Genomic DNA, 17,143 nt, shown 5'->3' with positions numbered 1-17,143 from the left:
CGCGGCCAATTCCAGTGCCTTGATCCTGGAAACCGCGGCCCAAAATACCGCCCTTATTTGGCGGCGGCCACCGCCGTTGCCGAACCAGCCGCAGCAGCGGCTGCGGCTTCCACTGCCTGACAGGCGGAACACAATCCCTTCAATTCGATTTCATCGCTGGCAAGGCGGTAGCCGGCGTCTTCGATTTGCGCGACGAGCGCCTGACGCAGCTTGGGCTGGTGCAATTCGGTGACGTTGCCGCATTGCTGGCAAACCACCAGAATGCCGTGCTGGCATTGCGTCAGATCGTGACAGACGGTGAACGCGTTGATCGATTCGATCCGATGCACGAGCCCCGCCGACAGTAGAAAATCGAGCGCCCGATAAACCGTGGGCGGCGCCGAGCCGGGATGAATCTGCCGCATGTCGTCGAGCAGCGAGTAAGCCTTGGTTGCGCGCCCGGAATTCAGCAGCAATTCCAGCACCTTGCGGCGGATCGGTGTGAGCTTCTCGCCGCGCTCGCGGCAATATTCTTCAGCCAGCGCCAGGGCGGCTTGCGACGAATCGCCGTGCGTGTGCCCTGGCTCGTGATCATGAGCGGCGGTGGCGGGGGTGACTTTGTCGGCGGTCGCGGCGGGCTTGGCGGTCTTCATGCGTCGATTATAAAGGCCATCGCGCCTGGCTGTGACAGCACGGCAGTCTGGCGATGGCGGCCGCCCGCACGCGGGCTCAGCCAGGTTCAGGTCAATGGGAAGTCGATGTACTTCCTGAAGCCCGGGCGCGTTGCAAGCCGTGAATACCAGCGCTCCAGATTCGGCAGCGCGGGCCGTTCGATACCGTCCAGCCCGAACCAGCGTTTCGCGTACGCGCCGATCACGATGTCGGCCAGCGTGAACCGCTCGCCTTCGAGGAAGAAACGGCCTTGCAGATGCGTGTCGAGCAGCCGCCACAGCAAGGTGAGCGCGTCGACATCGGCGGCGAGTTTGACTGCATCGCGTTCGGCGGCCGGCGTGCGCACGAGGGTCCAGAACACCGGGCGCTCGGCGGGTTGCAGCGTGCTCAGCGACCAGTCGAGCCAGCGGTCGATGCTCGAGCGCAGTTTCGGCTCGGACGGGTACAGAGGGCTCGATTCACCATATTGCTGCACCAGATAACGCAAAATAGCGTTCGATTCCCACAGCACGAAGCCGTCGTCGACCAGTGTCGGTATCTTGCCGGTCGGGTTTATCGCGAGATACTCGGGTTCGTTGTTGCGGCCGAATTGCAGGCCTGCATCGATGCGCTCGTACGGTAGCACCAGTTCGTCGCAACACCACAAAACTTTCTGAACGTTGACCGAATTGGCGCGGCCCCAGATCGTAATCATCCAGTAAATCCTTTTTTCTTACAGTTGGCAAGCCACGCACGGCGCGCGGCGTTCAACCGGTAACGATACACGATGCCGGCGCCTTTGCGCCGGTTCGGGTCGGTTCGGGCCGCAATCCGCCCTGCCGGATTCGGTGCCATCCGCTGCGCCGGCAAGGCGCGCGCGTTGCGTACAATGAGCGCACCCGAATCTGACGAGGCGCCGCATGGCCCGCATTGTCCCCGACGACTGGAAGAGTCTCGCCGCCACCGGCGCGGCGGCACGCGAACGCGAAACCCTCGCGTTGCTGGAACAAGCCTTGCCGCACGATTACACCGTCTATCACGGCGTGCACTGGACCCGGCTGAACCAGAACTTCTCGGTGTTCGGAGAAGCCGACTTCGTGATCGTCAGCCCGTCGGGGCGCGTGATGATCGTCGAGCAGAAAACCGGCTTCCTGCGCGAAACGCCGAAGGGGCTCGTCAAGGTCTACCTGCAGACGGAACGCAACGTGGCGATCGCGCTCGCGCACACCGTCGAAGGGATGCACCGGCGCTTTACCGCGGCGTTCGGCGCGGGGACGTATTTCATCGAAGAGCTGCTGTATTGCCCCGACCACATTGTCAAGGACGCGGCGATTGCCGGCGTGAACCCCGCGCGCATCGTCGACGCGCCGCGCCGCGACCGGCTCGCGGCGATCATTCGCGACGCTTTGCCGGCGGACGAACCGCGCCTTGCCTGCGCGCTGAAGATTCACCATTTTCTCGCCGACGAACTCGCGCTCACGCCCGACACCAGCGCCCTGGTCGGACAGGCCGGTACGCTCGTCACGCGGCTGGCCGGCGGTCTCGCGACCTGGGCGCGGCGGCTCGAATTCGCACCGTTCAGGTTGCGCGTGATCGGCACGGCCGGCTCCGGCAAGACCCAACTGGCGGTGCAGGTCATGAAGGACGCGGTGGCGCGCGGGCAGCGGCCGCTCTACGTGTGCTTCAACCGGCCGCTGGCGGATCACATCGCGCGGGTCGCGCCGCCCGAGGCGAAGGTGGCGAACTACCACCAACTGTGCGACTGGATCGCGCGCAGCGCCGGCCGCGAGGTGGATTTCCAGTCCGGCGACGTGTCCCCCAAGGGGACTTCCTTCGGGGCGTTCGATCAGCTTGAAACGATTTTTGCCGAAACGCCGATCGACGCGCGCTGGCAGTTCGACGTGCTGATCGTCGACGAAGGGCAGGATTTCCAGCAGCCCTGGGTAGCCGCGCTCGAGCGTCTGTTGCAGCCCGGCGCTGCGTGGTGGTGGCTGGAAGACCCGCTGCAGAATCTGTATATGCGTGAGCCGGTCGCCTTGCCCGGCTGGACCACGTTGCAGGAGACCACCAACTACCGCAGTCCGCGCGACATTCTCGACTACGTGCGCGGCGTGGTCGGCGCATCGGTGCCGGTCGCGGCGGCTCTCGCGTCGGGCAGTCCGTTCGACGGCTCGGATATTTCGCTGTCCGTCTATGACGAGGCGAACGCCGCCGAAGGCAGCATCGACGCCACCAAGCGCGCGATCACGCAGGCGCTGTCACTCGGCTTTCGCAAGCAGGACATCGCGGTGTTGTCGTTTCGCGGCCGCGAAGGCTCGGCGATAACCGCGCAGGATCACCTCGGGCCGCACCGGCTGCGCAGTTTCACCGGCAAGTACGATCTGTTCGGCAACCCGGCGTATCGCGAAGGCGACGTGCTGTTCGAGTCGATCTACCGCTTCAAGGGGCAGGCGGCGCCGTGCGTGATTCTCACCGAGGTCGACTTCGATACCTTCGACGAGCGGATCGCACGCAAGCTGTTCGTCGGCGCCACCCGCGCGACGATGAAGCTGATCATCGTCGCATCGCAGCGGGCCGCGCGGCATCTGCATCTGCGCGATCGGTAGCGCGGCCGCACGCACCGTTTTTGAGGCACAGAAATTCGGCGATATTATGCATGCGGTTCAAAGATCGCGCGTCGGGGCTGACGCGCACCGCCGGACGGGGTACGCCTCGAAAGGCGGCGACGCGGTCTGGGGAAAGGCGGCAAGCGCGGTGAATCGGCGAGAGTCGATGCAGTGTGAAGCCACCCGCAAAAAGCAAATAACAACGGAACAAGAAAGATGATGACCAAGGTGACCGCAGAGATGGTCGGCAGGAAAAACGCGTACTGGGTGATGGGCCTGATTTTCGCACTGGCCTCATGGGGCGCGCAGGCGCAGTCGTTAGCGCTCGACGTGATGGGTAAAATCGGCAAGACGACCGATGCGTCGCACGGGGTGTATCACTTCACCGAGGCGCAACTGCTCGCGCTGCCGGTCCATTCGATCACGACCTCGACCACCTGGACACCGCGCTCCACCTTCACGGGGCCGCTGCTGGCGGATATTCTGAAGACGGTCGGCGCGTACGGCAGCGAAGTCGAGATCCATACGCTCGACGACTATACGTACACCGTGCCGGTGTCGGACTGCGATCGCTACGGCGTGGTCGTTGCATACAGCATGAACCGGCAGCGTCTGAAGATCACCGACTTCGGGCCGCTGTTTCTTATCTATCCGCGCGACGCGTTCCCCGCAGATCTGGCGGCCGCCTCGATCGACTCGAAATTCGTATGGCAGATCAAGGCTCTCATCGTCAAATAGCGCGCAGTCCCCTGCGCCGCATCCTCTATGTACTGATCTGGTTGACCGCGCTCGCAGCGCCGGCCGGCGCGATCGGCTACCTGTTGTACGCGAACCTGTTCAATCCGCGCGCCGTCGAACAGTTGGCCGGCACTTACGACGGTTTCTACTGGGACGCCGCGCAATTGCAGATTGCCTACGCGCGCTTCGAGAACCAGTTGCTGCTGTACCAGTCGGGCGTCGACGACGACTATCCGCGGCTGGTGCTGCGCTACCAGTTGCTGCAATCGAAGCTGCATGTGATGGCCGGTTCGACGCGCCGGCTGACCACCCAGCTCGCGCTGCTGCAACGGCAAGTGGACGAAATCCAGTCGCTCGATCACGTGCTGGGCGAGATCGGGCCTGAGGTCGATGCATTGCCGCAGGACCGCAGACGCGCGAACCAGATCGTCGATGCGTTGCGTGCGCACTGGAACGAGGTCAACGATCTCGCATTGGGCCGCCGCATCGCGGATGTGACGGACCGCGAAGCGAGGAACCGCGATTTCATCAGCAAGCGCCGCATGCTGTTTGCCGGCGGACTGTTGCTGCTGTTGCTGTCGGCGGCCGCGACCCTGCTGCTGGTGCTCAACGGGCGCCGCCGCACGCGGCTGATGCGTCAGCAGCATGCGGCGCTCGAAGCGGAGCACCAGGCGAGCCGCGCCGCGCGCGAGGCGAGTCTCGCGAAGGATGCGTTTCTCGGCATGATCAGTCACGAACTGCGCACGCCGTTGCACGCGATCGTGTCGTCGATCGAATTGCTTGGCTTCAACTTTCATTCCGAGGCCGACCGCAAGGTGATCCAGCGGCTCGAAACCGCGGCGCGTCATCTGGAAGCACAGATGAAAGACCTGACCGACTATGCGCGCCTCGGCGCCGGCAAACTCGAATTGCGCCACGAACATTTCGAGCCGCGCGAGCTGCTGGCGTCGATTGTCGACGAGCATGCGATGTCGGCTGCCGCGCGCGGTCTCAAGCTCGAAAGCGAGGCGAGCGGTGTAACCGGCCTGGTCGACTCCGATCCGCACCGTGTCCGACAGATCGTCAGCAACCTCGTCACCAACGCGATCCGCTACACCGAAACCGGCACGGTGCGCGTGCAATTGAAGCAACAGCCGATGGCGCTGACCTTCGTGGTCAGCGACACGGGGCCGGGCGTGCCGCACGCGCAGATTCCGCTGATCTTCAAGGAGTTCACGCAACTGGATGCGTCGCGCACGCGCCGCTTCGAGGGCGCGGGCATGGGCCTGACGATCGTGCAGGGGCTGGTCAGGCTGTTCGGCGGCACGGTCAACGTGGCCAGCACGGTGGGCGAGGGCACGACCTTCACGGTGACGATTCCGGTCACGCCGGTCGCTGCCGCCGCACCGCCCGACGTGGCGGCGCACGCCGAGCCGGGCGGCGCGCGGCCATGCGTGCTGATCGTCGACGACAACCGGCTGATTCGCGAGTCGCTCAGCGAAATGATCGCGCACATGGAGATCGACGCGCACGCCGTCGCCAACGCCGACGACGCGCTCGCGTGGCTCGATGCGCGGCGCTGCGACGTGGTGTTGCTCGATTTGCATATGCCGGGGCGCGACGGCTATACCTTTCTCGCGGAATTCGCCGCGCGCGGCGGGCCGTCGTCTGGCGTGCCGGTGATCGTGGTCAGCGCCTATGCGCCGGAGCCGGGTACGGTGGGTGCAACGGCCGGGCAGGGTGAGGGCGGAGCGGCCGGATTACCGCCGTTTTTCGAAGCGTTATTAAAGCCGGTACATTACGAGGAACTGCGCAACGCGTTGCAGCGTGCACTGGCTTCGCGGCATAGGGTTTGATTCGACGCGCGGGCGGAGTGGACGTGGGCGCGGGCGGAACACACAGTGCGTCCCCCGTTGCTTGCCGGCGCGTCAGGGCCGGTTGAGCCGCTTGGACAGATCGGCGACCAGGATCGCCATGCGCGCCGGCTTCTCATAGCAGGCGACGTCGTAATTGCGGATCACCTGGCTGATCTCCGATTCGCTGGCCTTGCCGGTCAGCAATTCGCCGGTCAGCACGAAAATCGGCGCGTCCGGATTTTCCGAAGCGCGCACCGCGCGAATCGCCTCTGCGGACGTTTGCGCGCCGAACAGCCAGTCGATCACCACGCCGTCGAAGATCTGCGTTTGCAGTTGCTCCGCGAATGCCGCGAGGCCGTAGATCGCCACCGCCGTGAAGCCGCTGCGCTCCAGATAGTCGCGCAGGTTGTCCGCCGAGGCCTGATCGTCGTCGACCACGGCGATGGTCGGCTTGTCGGTCTCGGCTCGGCGCGGATAGATTTCGATCTTGTGGACTTCGTACGCGCTTTGGTAAAGCGTGCCGTCGTGACGCGTGACGCGCCATTGGCCGAGCTTCAAGTACGCGACAAATTCCGGACGGCTACCGGGTTCGAGCGCGGCGCCGACCCACGCGGTGCAGGCCAGCTCGATCGCGCCGATGCAGAACACCGCTTCCTGAGCGATCGCGCCGACCATGCCGGGATCCAGCGACTGCGCGCCGAACAGCTGCGCCGCGGGTTCGCCGAATACCTCGGCGACCTTCTTTATCTGTGACAGGGTCCACGGGCTGTTGCCGCGCAGCTTGCGGTGCCCCTGCGAAAAACTCAGATCGAGGATGCGGCACAACTCCGTAGTTTGCTGCCGTTTGCCGATGCCATGCCGGCTCATCAACTCGCGCACGCGCTCGGCGACTGCCATGGAGTCAGGTGAGTTTGTTTCGTTGGCCATACTGCGTGAAAATCCGCCGTCTTAAAGGGGGGCTGTAGGGAACGCGATACGACACGCGAAGCACCGCCATGAACGTTTGCCATGCATGGACGAGGCTACGCAGGGGACAGCAAATGTACCGTAAAAAATATCGCGGTCTGCAATTTTGTATGACCGTCACCGAGCCGGTCACTGCGGGGCTCGACACGGACGCGTTCGGCGATTCGTTTATCCATTCGGTTATGCATTCAGCATGGAGTGCATTTTACCGATGAAACCTCTGCGCATCTGTAGCGAAATGTGTCGGGTTCGTCCGGGCAGGTGCGGCGGCGCGCTGGAACGAGGACGCGCCGCCGCGCGCATCACCCGTTCATCGCTTTATGCTGCGGGCATTTTGTCGAGTTTGGCCGCCGAGTTTTTCAGGCCTTTGAAGATGCGCTCGGCGACTTTGCCCGGGAACTGTTCGGGCAACTCGGCCGAGACCCGCTCGATCACCGCGGGCGTCTGTTCGATCAGCCGCTGGATCAGCGGCTCGGCGTTCGCACCGTATGAGCACTTCAGCGCCATCGTATTGAAGTGACGCCGCTGCACGTCGCGGAACGCGTCGTGTTTGCTCCTCGACCACATCCCCATGGCGAGCTTGGCCTTGAACCATGACCACTGGTTCGGGCCGTTGCCTTCCACCGGCCAGATCGACATCACGTCGTAAAGCGGCGTCAGGCGGTACTGTCCGCCCGGCAACAGGCGAATGCTGAAGTTCTTTGCGTGGCCGTCCGGCGCCGCCAGCAGCCAGAACAGGATCTGGCTTGCCAGCAGCGTCTCGATGTCCTGCTGCGCGGTAACCGATTGCTGGAGAATCCGTGCGAGGTCCAGCACACCCGGGCCGCCTTCGTTTTCGTATTTGCGGTGCGACGGCACGCCGTACACCTGGCAGAAGTCTTCCTGCGGCAGGCGCAGCAGCCATTGCCCGCTCGAATGCAATTGCCGGTCGAAGCGTTCGACGCTCAGCACCCGCTGCTTGCCGAAGGTCACGATCTCGGTGTTCGCGACCGGCAGGCCATAGGCGCTCAGAATCCGCAGACACAGCCATTCGTTTTCGACCGAGGTGCTGAGGTCGGCTAGCCGGTTGCCGACCAGCCCGAGCGGCAGCTTGAAAATATGCGTGGTGGGCGTGGCGCCATGCGGCCGTTGCCACTTGCCGTCGTGCCATAACAGCGCGGTTTTCTCCTGTGCGCCGGCGAGCGAGATGCGGAAATCGTCCACCTCGTCGGGTGCGCCAGGCGCCGGATTGCCGACGGTGCGCGCCAGTATTGTTTCGATCTCGCTGTCGGAAAGCGGCGTGCCTTCGATCCGCTCGACGCCGGCCGGTGCGTCGTCTTCGGCGAGCAGCTGGACGGCGCCCACGCAATCGCGGCCGATGGCTTGCAGCAGGTCGAAGGCGTCCAGCGTATCGGTCTGGTAGCGTTGGGCGATGCGCTTTCTGATCGCCTCGCTGTCCGGCAGCAGATTGTCGAAATAATTCAGCACCCGCGCACCTTTGAGCGCGCTGTTGCTGGGCGTGAACGGCAGCGACAGCGACAGCGGGCGGCCCGCGGGCGATGCGACCCAAGCGGGATCGTAGGCGAATTCCATGGCGCCGCGGGTGGGAATGCGCCAGGCGCCGACACGCTCGCTGTTGGCCCACACCGAGAGCGCCCGCGAATGGGTTTGGCGGCCCATGCTTACCACTCGACCAAAGGCGCCGGCTCAGGCGCCGGCTGGATCTTGTCGCGCACCTGCAATTGCAGGCCGTAGGCGCCGCACAACGCCAGCAACTGGACTAGGGTGAGGCTGGCGGCATCGGTTTCCAGCGCCGAGATGCGGCTTTGGCTGACGCCGATCCGCGCGGCGGCTTCCGCCTGAGTGAGGCCGGCCTGGCGCCGGCCTGCGGCGAGCAGCTGGGCCATCTGGTCCGGCGTGGCGACGAGGTGGATCATGGCAAATTATCCGCGAGACGAATAAATGCACTTTATTCGTCACACGCATATTTGTCAATTATGTGTGTGACAGATATTTTGCAAATATCTGTCTGGCGAATAAACGGCAATTATCTGTGATACGAATAAACGCCGCTCATCTGCATTGATCCGCATTGGCTGTAAGAAGCGAATCGGGTTCGCCGCCTGTCAGCGCCAGAATCGTCACCGTCTGGTTCTTCAAGCGTGGCGGCATTGCAGACAAACGAGCCGCCTGCGAAGATTACGCCCACACTTAAAATCCGCCCGCCCGATGACCACGACCTACCCGCTGCACGCAAGTTTCACGCGCGCCGACCAACCATTCCCCAGGCATGCCGACGTCGTGATCGCCGGCGCCGGCATCATGGGCTGCGCCGCCGCCTACTATCTCGTACGACGCGGCCTGAGTGCGGTGGTGCTCGACAAATCGCGCATTGCCGGGCAGCAGTCGTCGCGGGCGTGGGGCTTCGTGCGCCAGCAGGGCCGCGAAGCCGCCGAAGTGCCGCTGATGATGGCCGGCATCCGCCTGTGGAAAGAGCTCGAACGCGAGCTGAATTTCGATCTCGAGTGGCGTCAGGGCGGCTGCCTCTACGTGGCGACCGACGAGGGTGACTGGACGTCATTCCAGCAATGGATGGACGTCGCGCGCCAGTACGGACTCGACACACGCACGCTCGACCACAAGCAGATCGACACGGTCGTGAGCGGTATGCAAGGGCCGGCGCTCGGCGGCCTCTACACCCCGAGCGACGGCCAGGCCGAACCCCGTCGCGCCGCAGCCGCCTTTGCGGCGCGGGCGGCCGAAGCCGGCGCGCTGTTCTTCGAAGGCTGCGGCGTGGTCGGTGTCGAGCGAGCGGGCGGCGCGATTGCAGGCGTGGTGACCGAACGAGGCACGATTCGCACGTCGCGCTTCATTTGCGCGGCCGGCGCGAGCAGCTGGCGCTTGCTCGCTACGCTCGGGCTGGCGTTGCCGCAGCAAGCGGTGCGCGGCACCTGCATGCGCACCAATCCGTTGCCGCGCGTCACCGCATCGACCTTCTGGGGCCACGGACTCGGTGTGCGGCAACGCGCGAACGGCGCGATCAATCTCGCCGACGACATGCAGGTCGACGTCGACATGACGCTCGGCCATTTCCGCGCACTCAAGTGGTTTCTGCCCGAACTGTGGACCCAGCGCGAGAAGTTCAGCTTCCATCTGAACGGCGCATGCCTGCGCGATCTGCGCGACCGTCTGCCGGGCGTGGTGCCGAAGGATGAGCGTGTACTGCATCCGCGCGACCCGCATCCGCAGCCGAACCTGAGCCATGCGCCGCGCGCGTTGAAGAAACTGCACGCATTGTTTCCCGCGTTGAAGGACGCCCGGGTGGTCGAGTCGTGGGCCGGTCTGATCGACGTGTTGCCGGATGGCATTCCGGTGATCGACGCGCCGCCGCAGGTCGGCGGTTTGACGATCGTCACCGGCTTCTGCGGTCACGGCTTCGCGATGGGGCCGATCGTCGGCAAGTTGCTGGCCGAGATGAACGACGGCGGCAAGCCGTCGCTCGATCTGTCGGCGTTCCGCTTGCAGCGTTTCTTCGACGGCACGATGCAACGGCCCCGCAGCATGCTGTGAAAACTTCCCTCTTCACTTTTCGCGCGACGGCCCATGAACCAATCGACGCTACGCCACACCGAGGTGCCGTACTACACGCAATGGGGCAGCCCTGAATGGGTGCGCCACATCGTCGAGCAACAGGCCGACCCGTGCGACGATCCCGGTTGGCAGCGCAGCGGTTTCACCGAGCCGGCGCGTTACCGGTTCTGGGCCCGGCGTCTGTGCGGCCTGACATGCCTCGAATCCGCGCTCGATTACTGGCGCGTCGAACACGCACCGCGTGCGGCGTTGCTCGACGAAGCGTTGCGCCACGGGGTGTACCGGATGCGCGATGACGGCGGTGTCGACGGTTTGATCTACCGGCCGTTCGCCGACTGGATCGGCGGGGCGTTCGGCATTCAGGTCGAGGTGTTGCCGCAGGCGCCGCTCGAAGAGATCGCCGCGCGCATCGACGGCGACACGCTGGCGATCGTCTCCGTGAGCCCGGAGATCCGCTATCCCGAACGGCCGAATCAGCGCCAGGGCGGACATCTGATTTTGCTGCACGGGCGTGACCGTGGCGGCGTGTGGTTTCACAACCCGTCGGGCGTCGCGCCGCACCAGGCGGATGTGTATCTGCCGTTCGCGACGATGGCGCGTTTTTACGCTGGGCGCGGCATGACGCTTACCCGCGCTGCGCGCTAAATGAGCCGGTCGGGATCCGGCCTCAACGCGCGCCGCGCGTCGTAGAATCGCTTGTTCTCGACTCCTCGAGCCGCCGCGTGCCTAATGAGTCATGCCCGGAGCCGCAATTGGTTTTTCATTGCCCCTTTCCATTGCCCACGCACAGGATGGCCAACGCATGAAACTGAACCGCATGATCAGCACGGTTGAAGTGCACACCGCCGGCGAACCGTTTCGCATTGTCACGAGCGGGCTGCCGAAGTTTCCCGGCAAGACCATCGTCGAGCGTCGCAAATGGCTCAAGGAACACGCCGATCATTTGCGCCGCGCGCTGATGTTCGAGCCGCGCGGCCATGCCGATATGTACGGCGGTTATCTGACCGAGCCGGTCAGCGACAACGCCGACTTCGGCATTATCTTCGTACACAACGAGGGCTATAGCGATCACTGCGGCCACGGTGTGATCGCACTCGCCACCGCTGCCGTCGCGCTCGGCTGGGTCGAGCGCAGCGAACCGGAAACGCGCGTCGGCATTGACGCGCCGTGCGGTTTCATCGAAGCCTTCGTGCAATGGGACGGCGATCACGCAGGGCACGTGCGCTTCGTCAACGTGCCGTCGTTTATCTGGCAGCGCGACGTGACGGTCCAGACGCCGAGCTTCGGCGAGGTGCGCGGCGATATCGCGTTCGGCGGCGCGTTTTATTTCTATACGTCGGGCAAGCCGTTCGATCTGAACGTGCGCGAAGCGGAGATCGATCGCCTGATCCAGTTCGGCGCCGAGGTCAAGCAGGCGGCGAACGCGGCCTTCAAGGTCGAACATCCGCACATCCCCGAAATCAACCATATCTACGGCACGATCATCGACAACGCGCCGCGTCACGCCGGCTCGACGCAGGCCAATTGCTGCGTGTTCGCCGACCGGGAGGTGGACCGTTCGCCGACCGGTTCCGGCACCGCGGGGCGCGTTGCGCAACGCTATCTGCGCGGCGAATTGGGCCGCCATGAAACGCTCGTCAACGAATCGGTGATCGGCACGATTTTTCGGGGCCGCGTATTGTCGGAGACGAAGCTCGACCGCTTCGACGCGGTGATCCCCGAGATCGAAGGCGACGCGCATGTGTATGGTTTCGCCAACTGGATCGTCGACGAACGCGATCCGCTGACTTACGGTTTTCTGGTGCGCTGAGTTGACTGCAACCCATTGTGCAAACCATCGCAAGGATTGAACGAACACGCCTATGACCCGCCCGACCACGCAGATTTTCGACGCCGCCGCCACCGCGCGGCTGATCCCGTATGCGACGCTTGTCGACGCATTGAAACGCGCGAGCATCGACTACGCGCAAAAGCGCATCACGAGTCCCGAGCGGCTCGTCGTGCCGCTCAACGACGGCGGCATCATGCTGTCGATGCCGGCCACCGCGCCCGATCTCGCCATTCACAAGCTGGTCAACGTATGCGCGAACAACGGGCCGCGCGGCTTGCCGACGATCCACGGCCAGGTGATGACCTTCGACGCCGACACCGGCGAGACGCTGTTCATTCTCGACGGACCGACGGTGACCGGCCGGCGCACGGCAGCGATGTCGATGCTCGGAATCGAGACCTTTGCCGCGGTTGCGCCGCGGGAATTCCTGCTGATCGGCACCGGCACGCAGGCGGTGAACCATCTGGAAGCGATCGGCGAACTGTTTCCCGAAGCGCGCGTGTGGGTGAAGGGCAGTGCGCTCGCGCGGGCCGAAGCGTTTTGCGCCGCGCAGCGCGCGCGGGGTAGCAAGGTGCGCGAACTGCGACCGCTGGCGGACGCAGGCGTCCCCGCTTCGATCGACGTCGTGATCGCGCTGACCACCAGCAAACAGGCCGTCTACGACGAAGCGGCGCGGGCGGAGCGGCTCGTGATCGGCGTCGGTGCGTTCACGCCGGCGATGGTCGAGATCGGCGCGCGCACGATCGCGGGCAGCGCGCTTTTCGTCGACGACGAAGCCGGCGCGAAACACGAAGCCGGCGACTTCATCCAGGCAGGCGTGGATTGGTCGCAGGTCGGTGGCATTGCCTCGGTGCTGGAAAACGTCACGTCGTTGCCGCCCGAAAAACCGATTGTGTTCAAGAGCGTCGGCTGCGCGGCGTGGGATCTGGCGGCATGCCGGGTCGCGCGCGAGGCCTTGTCCGGCGGCTGAGCAGGGCCGTCGGGACGGTTCGAAAAAAGACTCGGCAAAAGGCCCGGGAAAGGCCGGTTTGCCGAGTCAAGTTGGCATATTGCGCCAACCTGCGGCACATGTTGCCGTGCAAACAATTTCAAAACGTTGCAACATAGGCGTTTGCCAGAAAAAAGTGCCGGTCAGCCGGCGCTTTTGCCCCCGAGTCCTTTGACTCGACGCCTATCACGACGGTGCGACCGCGCTATGATTACCCAACACGCTTCTGCTACCCCCGCCCTGCCGCTCGACATGATCATTTTCGGCGGCACCGGCGACCTGTCGTTTCGCAAGCTGCTGCCGGCGCTCTACATGGCGCATCTGCACTGCAATCTGCCGGCGGATACCCGCATTCTCACGATCGGCCGCAAGCCGTGGTCGCGTGACGAGTACATCAACGAATTCATGGAATCGAAGGCGAAGCCCTTCATCGACAAGAAGGCGTTCGATGCCGCCGCCTGGGACAAATTTCTCGCGCTGTTCGAGTACGTGCGCATGGACGTCGATTCGGTCGAGGACTACGCGCGTCTGAAGGAGGTGTCACGTCCTGGGGTACGGCGCGTGTTCTATCTCGCGACTTCGCCGGATCTGTTCACGCATATTTGCGACAACCTCTCGGCGGCGGGGCTGGTCGACGAGCATTCGCGCGTCGTGCTGGAAAAGCCGCTGGGCCACGATCTGGCGTCGGCGCAGGAAATCAACATCGCGGTCGGCCAGCATTTCAGCGAAGCGCAGATCTACCGGATCGACCACTACCTCGGCAAGGAAACCGTGCAGAACCTGATGGTGCTGCGTTTCGGCAACGCGATTTTCGGCCCGCTGTGGCAGGCGCCGTATATCAAGCGCGTGCAGATCACGGTGGCCGAAGAGGTCGGTGTGGGCAGCCGCGCGGGCTTTTACGACAAAACCGGCGCGCTGCGCGACATGGTGCAGAACCACTTGCTGCAACTGCTGTGCATCGTCGCGATGGAGCCACCGGTGTCGCTCGATCCGGATGCGGTGCGCGACGAAAAGCTCAAGGTGCTGCGCTCGCTGCGTCCGATGACGCCCGAGGATATCGCCCGCGATACCGTGCGCGGCCAGTACACGGCCGGCGCGGTGAACGGCGAACCGGTCAAGGGCTACCTCGAGGAAGACAACGTGCCGGCAAACAGCCGTGCAGAGACGTTCGTTGCCCTGCGCGCGCACATCAACAACTGGCGCTGGGCCAACGTGCCGTTTTTCCTGCGCACCGGCAAGCGCATGCAGAAGAAGGTGTCGGAGATCGTCATCGAGTTTTCCGAGCTGCCGTTCTCGATCATTCCGAGCGGTGGGCGCAACTACGGCAACCGTCTCGTGATCCAGTTGCAGCCGGAAGAATCGATCCAGTTGCAGATGCTCGCGAAGGAGCCGGGCAGCGGCATGCACATGCTGCCGGTGAACCTGAACCTCGACTTGCAGCAGGCGTTCACCGAGCGTCGCGCGGAAGCGTACGAGCGTTTGCTGATCGACGTGATTCGCGGGCGCCTGACACACTTCATGCGTCGCGACGAACTCGAAGCGGCATGGGCGTGGGCCGAGCCGATTCTCGCCGGCTGGCAGAAGTCGGGCGACCGTCCGCGCGGCTACACGGCGGGCACGTTCGGTCCGGCGGCGTCGACGGCGCTGATGGCGCGGGAAAATGCGGTGTGGGCGGAAGAGTCGCAGTAAACGCGCAATAAGCGCGCAGTAAGCGGTTCTTTAGCGCAGCAGGAAGGTGGTATGGCGAAGGCGGCCACGCGAGAGCGGGCCGCCTTTGTCGTTGTGCCTGTCGCTATGCGGTTGCCGGAATCAGGGCAACGAGATCGTCAGCGTAGCCGACTGCGCGAATACCGCGCCGATCGACCACAACGGCACCTCACGCTTGAGCCGGTGAGCGACCTGATCCGGCAGCGGCCAATGCGGCGCGAACGGCGCGCGCTTGCCCTTCATATGCGCGATTTCATCGCCGATCCGTGCGGTCAGATACGCGAGCTTCTCCGGTCCCTCGAGCAGATATTTGCCCTGAAAGCCGAGCAGCAGGCACATATGAAACACCTCGAGCGATTGCAGCCGGGCGGCGCCATGCGCGCGGCATTCCTCGAGATACTGAAAGAATTTCTCGCCCGCCAGCTGCTCGCCGAACAGCACCAGTTGCAGCGGACGGCGCTCCCATTCGGTGGATGATTCGGATGCCGATCTATTGGCGGCACTGGCGGCGCGAACCAAACCGGCCGACACGAAATCGGCTGGCGGCGACACCACCAGGGTGAGTGCTTCCGCTGCCCCCGGCAACGCAAAGTTGGCCGAGCGGGTGAAGGAGTGTGGCCAACGCGGTTTCTTCGAAGACCAATTGTGCCGCTGGCGCGTGTGCGACTGTCATTGGGGTAAAGACCCTGGATGCCCGGGTGCATCACCGCAGGTACGCCAGCCTTAGAGGCTGCGTCGAGCCCGCATGGTTGCGATTAAGCGGGATGCAGGCCGCGCAACAACTGGCGCACGCGCGAGAGGTCCTGATCGACGTGCTCGGCTTGCTCGAACAGTTCTGCGAGCCAGTCGACGAAGGCCCGCACGCGCGGCGACACGCGGCGATTCTTCACATACGCGACCGAGACCGGCATCGGCACCGGTTGCCATTGCGGCAGCACTTCGCGCAACTGTCCCGAGTCGAGGTAGGGTTGCGCGGCGATTCGCGCGGGTTGTATCAGGCCCAGGCCTTGCAGACCGCAGGTCAGATAGGCCTGCTCTTCGCTGACTTTGACGAAGCCTTTTACCTTCACATTCTGCGCTTCGCCATCCACTTCGAAGTCGAGGTCCACTTCGCGGCCGGTGTGTGGCGACATGCAATTTACCGCGACGTGTTCTGTCAGGTCGCTGAGATTGAGTGGCGTGCCGTGACGCGCAAGATAGGCCGGACTTGCGCACGTCACGTGTTCGAGGGTTCCCAGCTGGCGCGCGATCAGGTTCGAATCTGGCAATTCGCCTAGCTGGATACTGCAGTCGACTGCTTCTGCTATCAGATCCACTGCGCGGTTGCTGATGCCGATGGCCAGATCGAGGTTAGGGAAGCGGGCGTGAAAGTCCTCCAGCGCCGGGAGGACGAGGACGCTTGCCACCGCACCGGGCATTTCAATGCGCAGACGACCGGTCAGGTTGTCCGTAGCATGACGGAGGCTTGCTTCCATTTCGTCGATGTCGGCGAGGATTTGCGCACAACGTTCGTAGTAGGCGGCGCCTTCCGGGGTGATGCTCAGGCGCCGCGTCGTGCGGGTTAATAGGGCAGTGCCTAGCAGTGCTTCCAGATTCTGGACGGTGGTTGTTGCTGTCGCCCTCGGGATGTTTAAGGACTCCGCTGCGCGGGTGAAGCTTTTTGTATCCACGATTCGGATGAAGGTTCGCATGGCGGTGATTCTGTCAATCACGGTTTGACTCCAGTCGGTTTTAGGGTTTGCCTTTGCGGTGGAATTCTTCTGTATGCCCTGCGGTGGCGGGTTTTCTTGTTCTGTTTTTTGCCTGTGTGGCGGTTATGTTTGTGTGTCTGCGGTGTTGGCCTTTCCTTGAATTGTTGTTGGTCTATTAGCGTTCCCCCTGTGCGGGGGGCACCTACTTTTCTTTGCCGGCCGCAAAGAAAAGTAGGCAAAAGAAAGCGGCTTCACACCGCTAATTCTTAAGCGGGTCTCCTGGCTTGGAGGGGGTAGTGGTGCATCTGGAGTCGGTGTTCCCGCGCACTCCGCGCTGGTGACAAGGCAGTCATACTTCCGGCGGCGCTGCGCGCGCCGCAGCGGTACTTCATCAAACCGTGCGGTGGTTCGGTGTTCGGCGGTACCTCATTAAACCGTGCGGTGGTTCGGTGTTCGGCGGTACCTCATTAAACCGTGCGGTGGTTCGGTGTTCGGTGGTACTTCACAAAACCGCCCGCCAGTTTCAGTGGCGACGTTTCGTTTAGCGTGGTGTCTTGCACTCCAAAATTTCGGCGCCTCGC

General features: G+C 63.8%; 14 protein-coding genes and 2 pseudogenes. 9 read left to right on the top strand and 7 right to left on the bottom strand.

The genetic code is table 11. The features are described from left to right. Window positions 1–53 precede the first annotated feature (53 nt). Complete coding sequence (locus SB772_RS04845; protein WP_410832137.1) at window positions 54–632, bottom strand: Fur family transcriptional regulator; 579 nt, start codon at window positions 630–632, stop codon at window positions 54–56. Window positions 633–718: 86 nt separating this feature from the next. Then, on the bottom strand, window positions 719–1,345 hold the full coding sequence (locus SB772_RS04840) for a glutathione S-transferase family protein (protein WP_410832136.1): 627 nt from the start codon (window positions 1,343–1,345) through the stop codon (window positions 719–721). Between the two features lie 205 nt (window positions 1,346–1,550). Between SB772_RS04840 and SB772_RS04835 the strand changes: the two genes are divergently transcribed. The 3 genes from SB772_RS04835 (at window position 1,551) to SB772_RS04825 (ending at window position 5,809) form a co-directional block, all read left to right on the top strand. Then, window positions 1,551–3,236, top strand: coding sequence for an ATP-binding domain-containing protein (locus SB772_RS04835; protein ID WP_410832135.1), 1,686 nt, complete (start codon window positions 1,551–1,553; stop codon window positions 3,234–3,236). 219 nt (window positions 3,237–3,455) lie between these two features. Next, window positions 3,456–3,974, top strand: coding sequence for a molybdopterin-dependent oxidoreductase (locus tag SB772_RS04830; protein WP_410832256.1), 519 nt, complete (start codon window positions 3,456–3,458; stop codon window positions 3,972–3,974). Then, entirely contained in the window at window positions 3,944–5,809 is a 1,866-nt protein-coding gene (locus SB772_RS04825; protein WP_410832134.1) for a hybrid sensor histidine kinase/response regulator, read from the top strand. The genes SB772_RS04830 and SB772_RS04825 overlap by 31 nt, the downstream gene beginning before the upstream one ends. A gap of 72 nt (window positions 5,810–5,881) precedes the next feature. Here the strand turns inward: SB772_RS04825 and SB772_RS04820 are convergent, their stop codons facing one another. The 3 genes from SB772_RS04820 to SB772_RS04810 all read right to left on the bottom strand — a co-directional run bounded on the left by SB772_RS04820 (window position 5,882) and on the right by SB772_RS04810 (window position 8,691). Beyond that, window positions 5,882–6,736 carry a helix-turn-helix domain-containing protein gene (locus SB772_RS04820; RefSeq protein ID WP_410832133.1) on the bottom strand — a complete coding sequence of 285 codons (855 nt, stop codon included), beginning with the start codon at window positions 6,734–6,736 and terminating at the stop codon, window positions 5,882–5,884. 357 nt (window positions 6,737–7,093) lie between these two features. Next, a complete protein-coding gene (locus SB772_RS04815) occupies window positions 7,094–8,434 on the bottom strand; it encodes a type II toxin-antitoxin system HipA family toxin (protein WP_410832132.1) in 1,341 nt (446 codons plus the stop codon). A gap of 2 nt (window positions 8,435–8,436) precedes the next feature. Next, on the bottom strand, window positions 8,437–8,691 hold the full coding sequence (locus SB772_RS04810; protein ID WP_410832131.1) for a helix-turn-helix transcriptional regulator: 255 nt from the start codon (window positions 8,689–8,691) through the stop codon (window positions 8,437–8,439). Window positions 8,692–8,983: 292 nt separating this feature from the next. On the opposite strand from SB772_RS04810, the gene SB772_RS04805 reads away from it, so the two are divergent. From SB772_RS04805 to zwf, 5 genes are all read left to right on the top strand, one after another. Then, window positions 8,984–10,324: an NAD(P)/FAD-dependent oxidoreductase gene (locus tag SB772_RS04805; protein WP_410832130.1), complete on the top strand. Its 1,341-nt coding sequence runs from the start codon at window positions 8,984–8,986 to the stop codon at window positions 10,322–10,324. Window positions 10,325–10,357: 33 nt separating this feature from the next. Further along, on the top strand, window positions 10,358–10,990 hold the full coding sequence (locus SB772_RS04800; protein ID WP_410832129.1) for a C39 family peptidase: 633 nt from the start codon (window positions 10,358–10,360) through the stop codon (window positions 10,988–10,990). A gap of 157 nt (window positions 10,991–11,147) precedes the next feature. Further along, on the top strand, window positions 11,148–12,155 hold the full coding sequence (lhpH, locus tag SB772_RS04795) for a trans-3-hydroxy-L-proline dehydratase (RefSeq protein ID WP_410832128.1): 1,008 nt from the start codon (window positions 11,148–11,150) through the stop codon (window positions 12,153–12,155). 52 nt (window positions 12,156–12,207) lie between these two features. Next, the gene (gene lhpI / locus SB772_RS04790; RefSeq protein ID WP_410832127.1) at window positions 12,208–13,146 is read left to right on the top strand and encodes a bifunctional Delta(1)-pyrroline-2-carboxylate/Delta(1)-piperideine-2-carboxylate reductase; all 939 of its coding nucleotides are present in this window, start codon (window positions 12,208–12,210) and stop codon (window positions 13,144–13,146) included. Window positions 13,147–13,371: 225 nt separating this feature from the next. After that, window positions 13,372–14,853 carry a glucose-6-phosphate dehydrogenase gene (gene zwf / locus SB772_RS04785; protein WP_410832126.1) on the top strand — a complete coding sequence of 494 codons (1,482 nt, stop codon included), beginning with the start codon at window positions 13,372–13,374 and terminating at the stop codon, window positions 14,851–14,853. Window positions 14,854–14,973: 120 nt separating this feature from the next. Here zwf and SB772_RS04780 read toward each other — a convergent pair. Next, window positions 14,974–15,339 (bottom strand): annotated as a pseudogene (locus SB772_RS04780) (DotU family type IV/VI secretion system protein); the annotation flags it as partial. Here SB772_RS04780 and SB772_RS04775 point away from each other — a divergent pair. Beyond that, window positions 15,338–15,598, top strand: a pseudogene (locus SB772_RS04775) (hypothetical protein); the annotation flags it as partial. The pseudogenes SB772_RS04780 and SB772_RS04775 sit on opposite strands and share 2 nt — an antisense overlap. A gap of 28 nt (window positions 15,599–15,626) precedes the next feature. On the opposite strand, the gene SB772_RS04770 reads toward SB772_RS04775, so the two are convergent. Next, window positions 15,627–16,583, bottom strand: coding sequence for a LysR family transcriptional regulator (locus tag SB772_RS04770; RefSeq protein ID WP_410832125.1), 957 nt, complete (start codon window positions 16,581–16,583; stop codon window positions 15,627–15,629). Window positions 16,584–17,143 lie beyond the last annotated feature (560 nt).

Source organism: Paraburkholderia sp. SIMBA_030, from assembly GCF_046535245.1.
In the GTDB taxonomy this organism is placed as follows: Bacteria; Pseudomonadota; Gammaproteobacteria; order Burkholderiales; family Burkholderiaceae; genus Paraburkholderia.
This window is presented reverse-complemented; position numbering and strand designations above follow the sequence as displayed.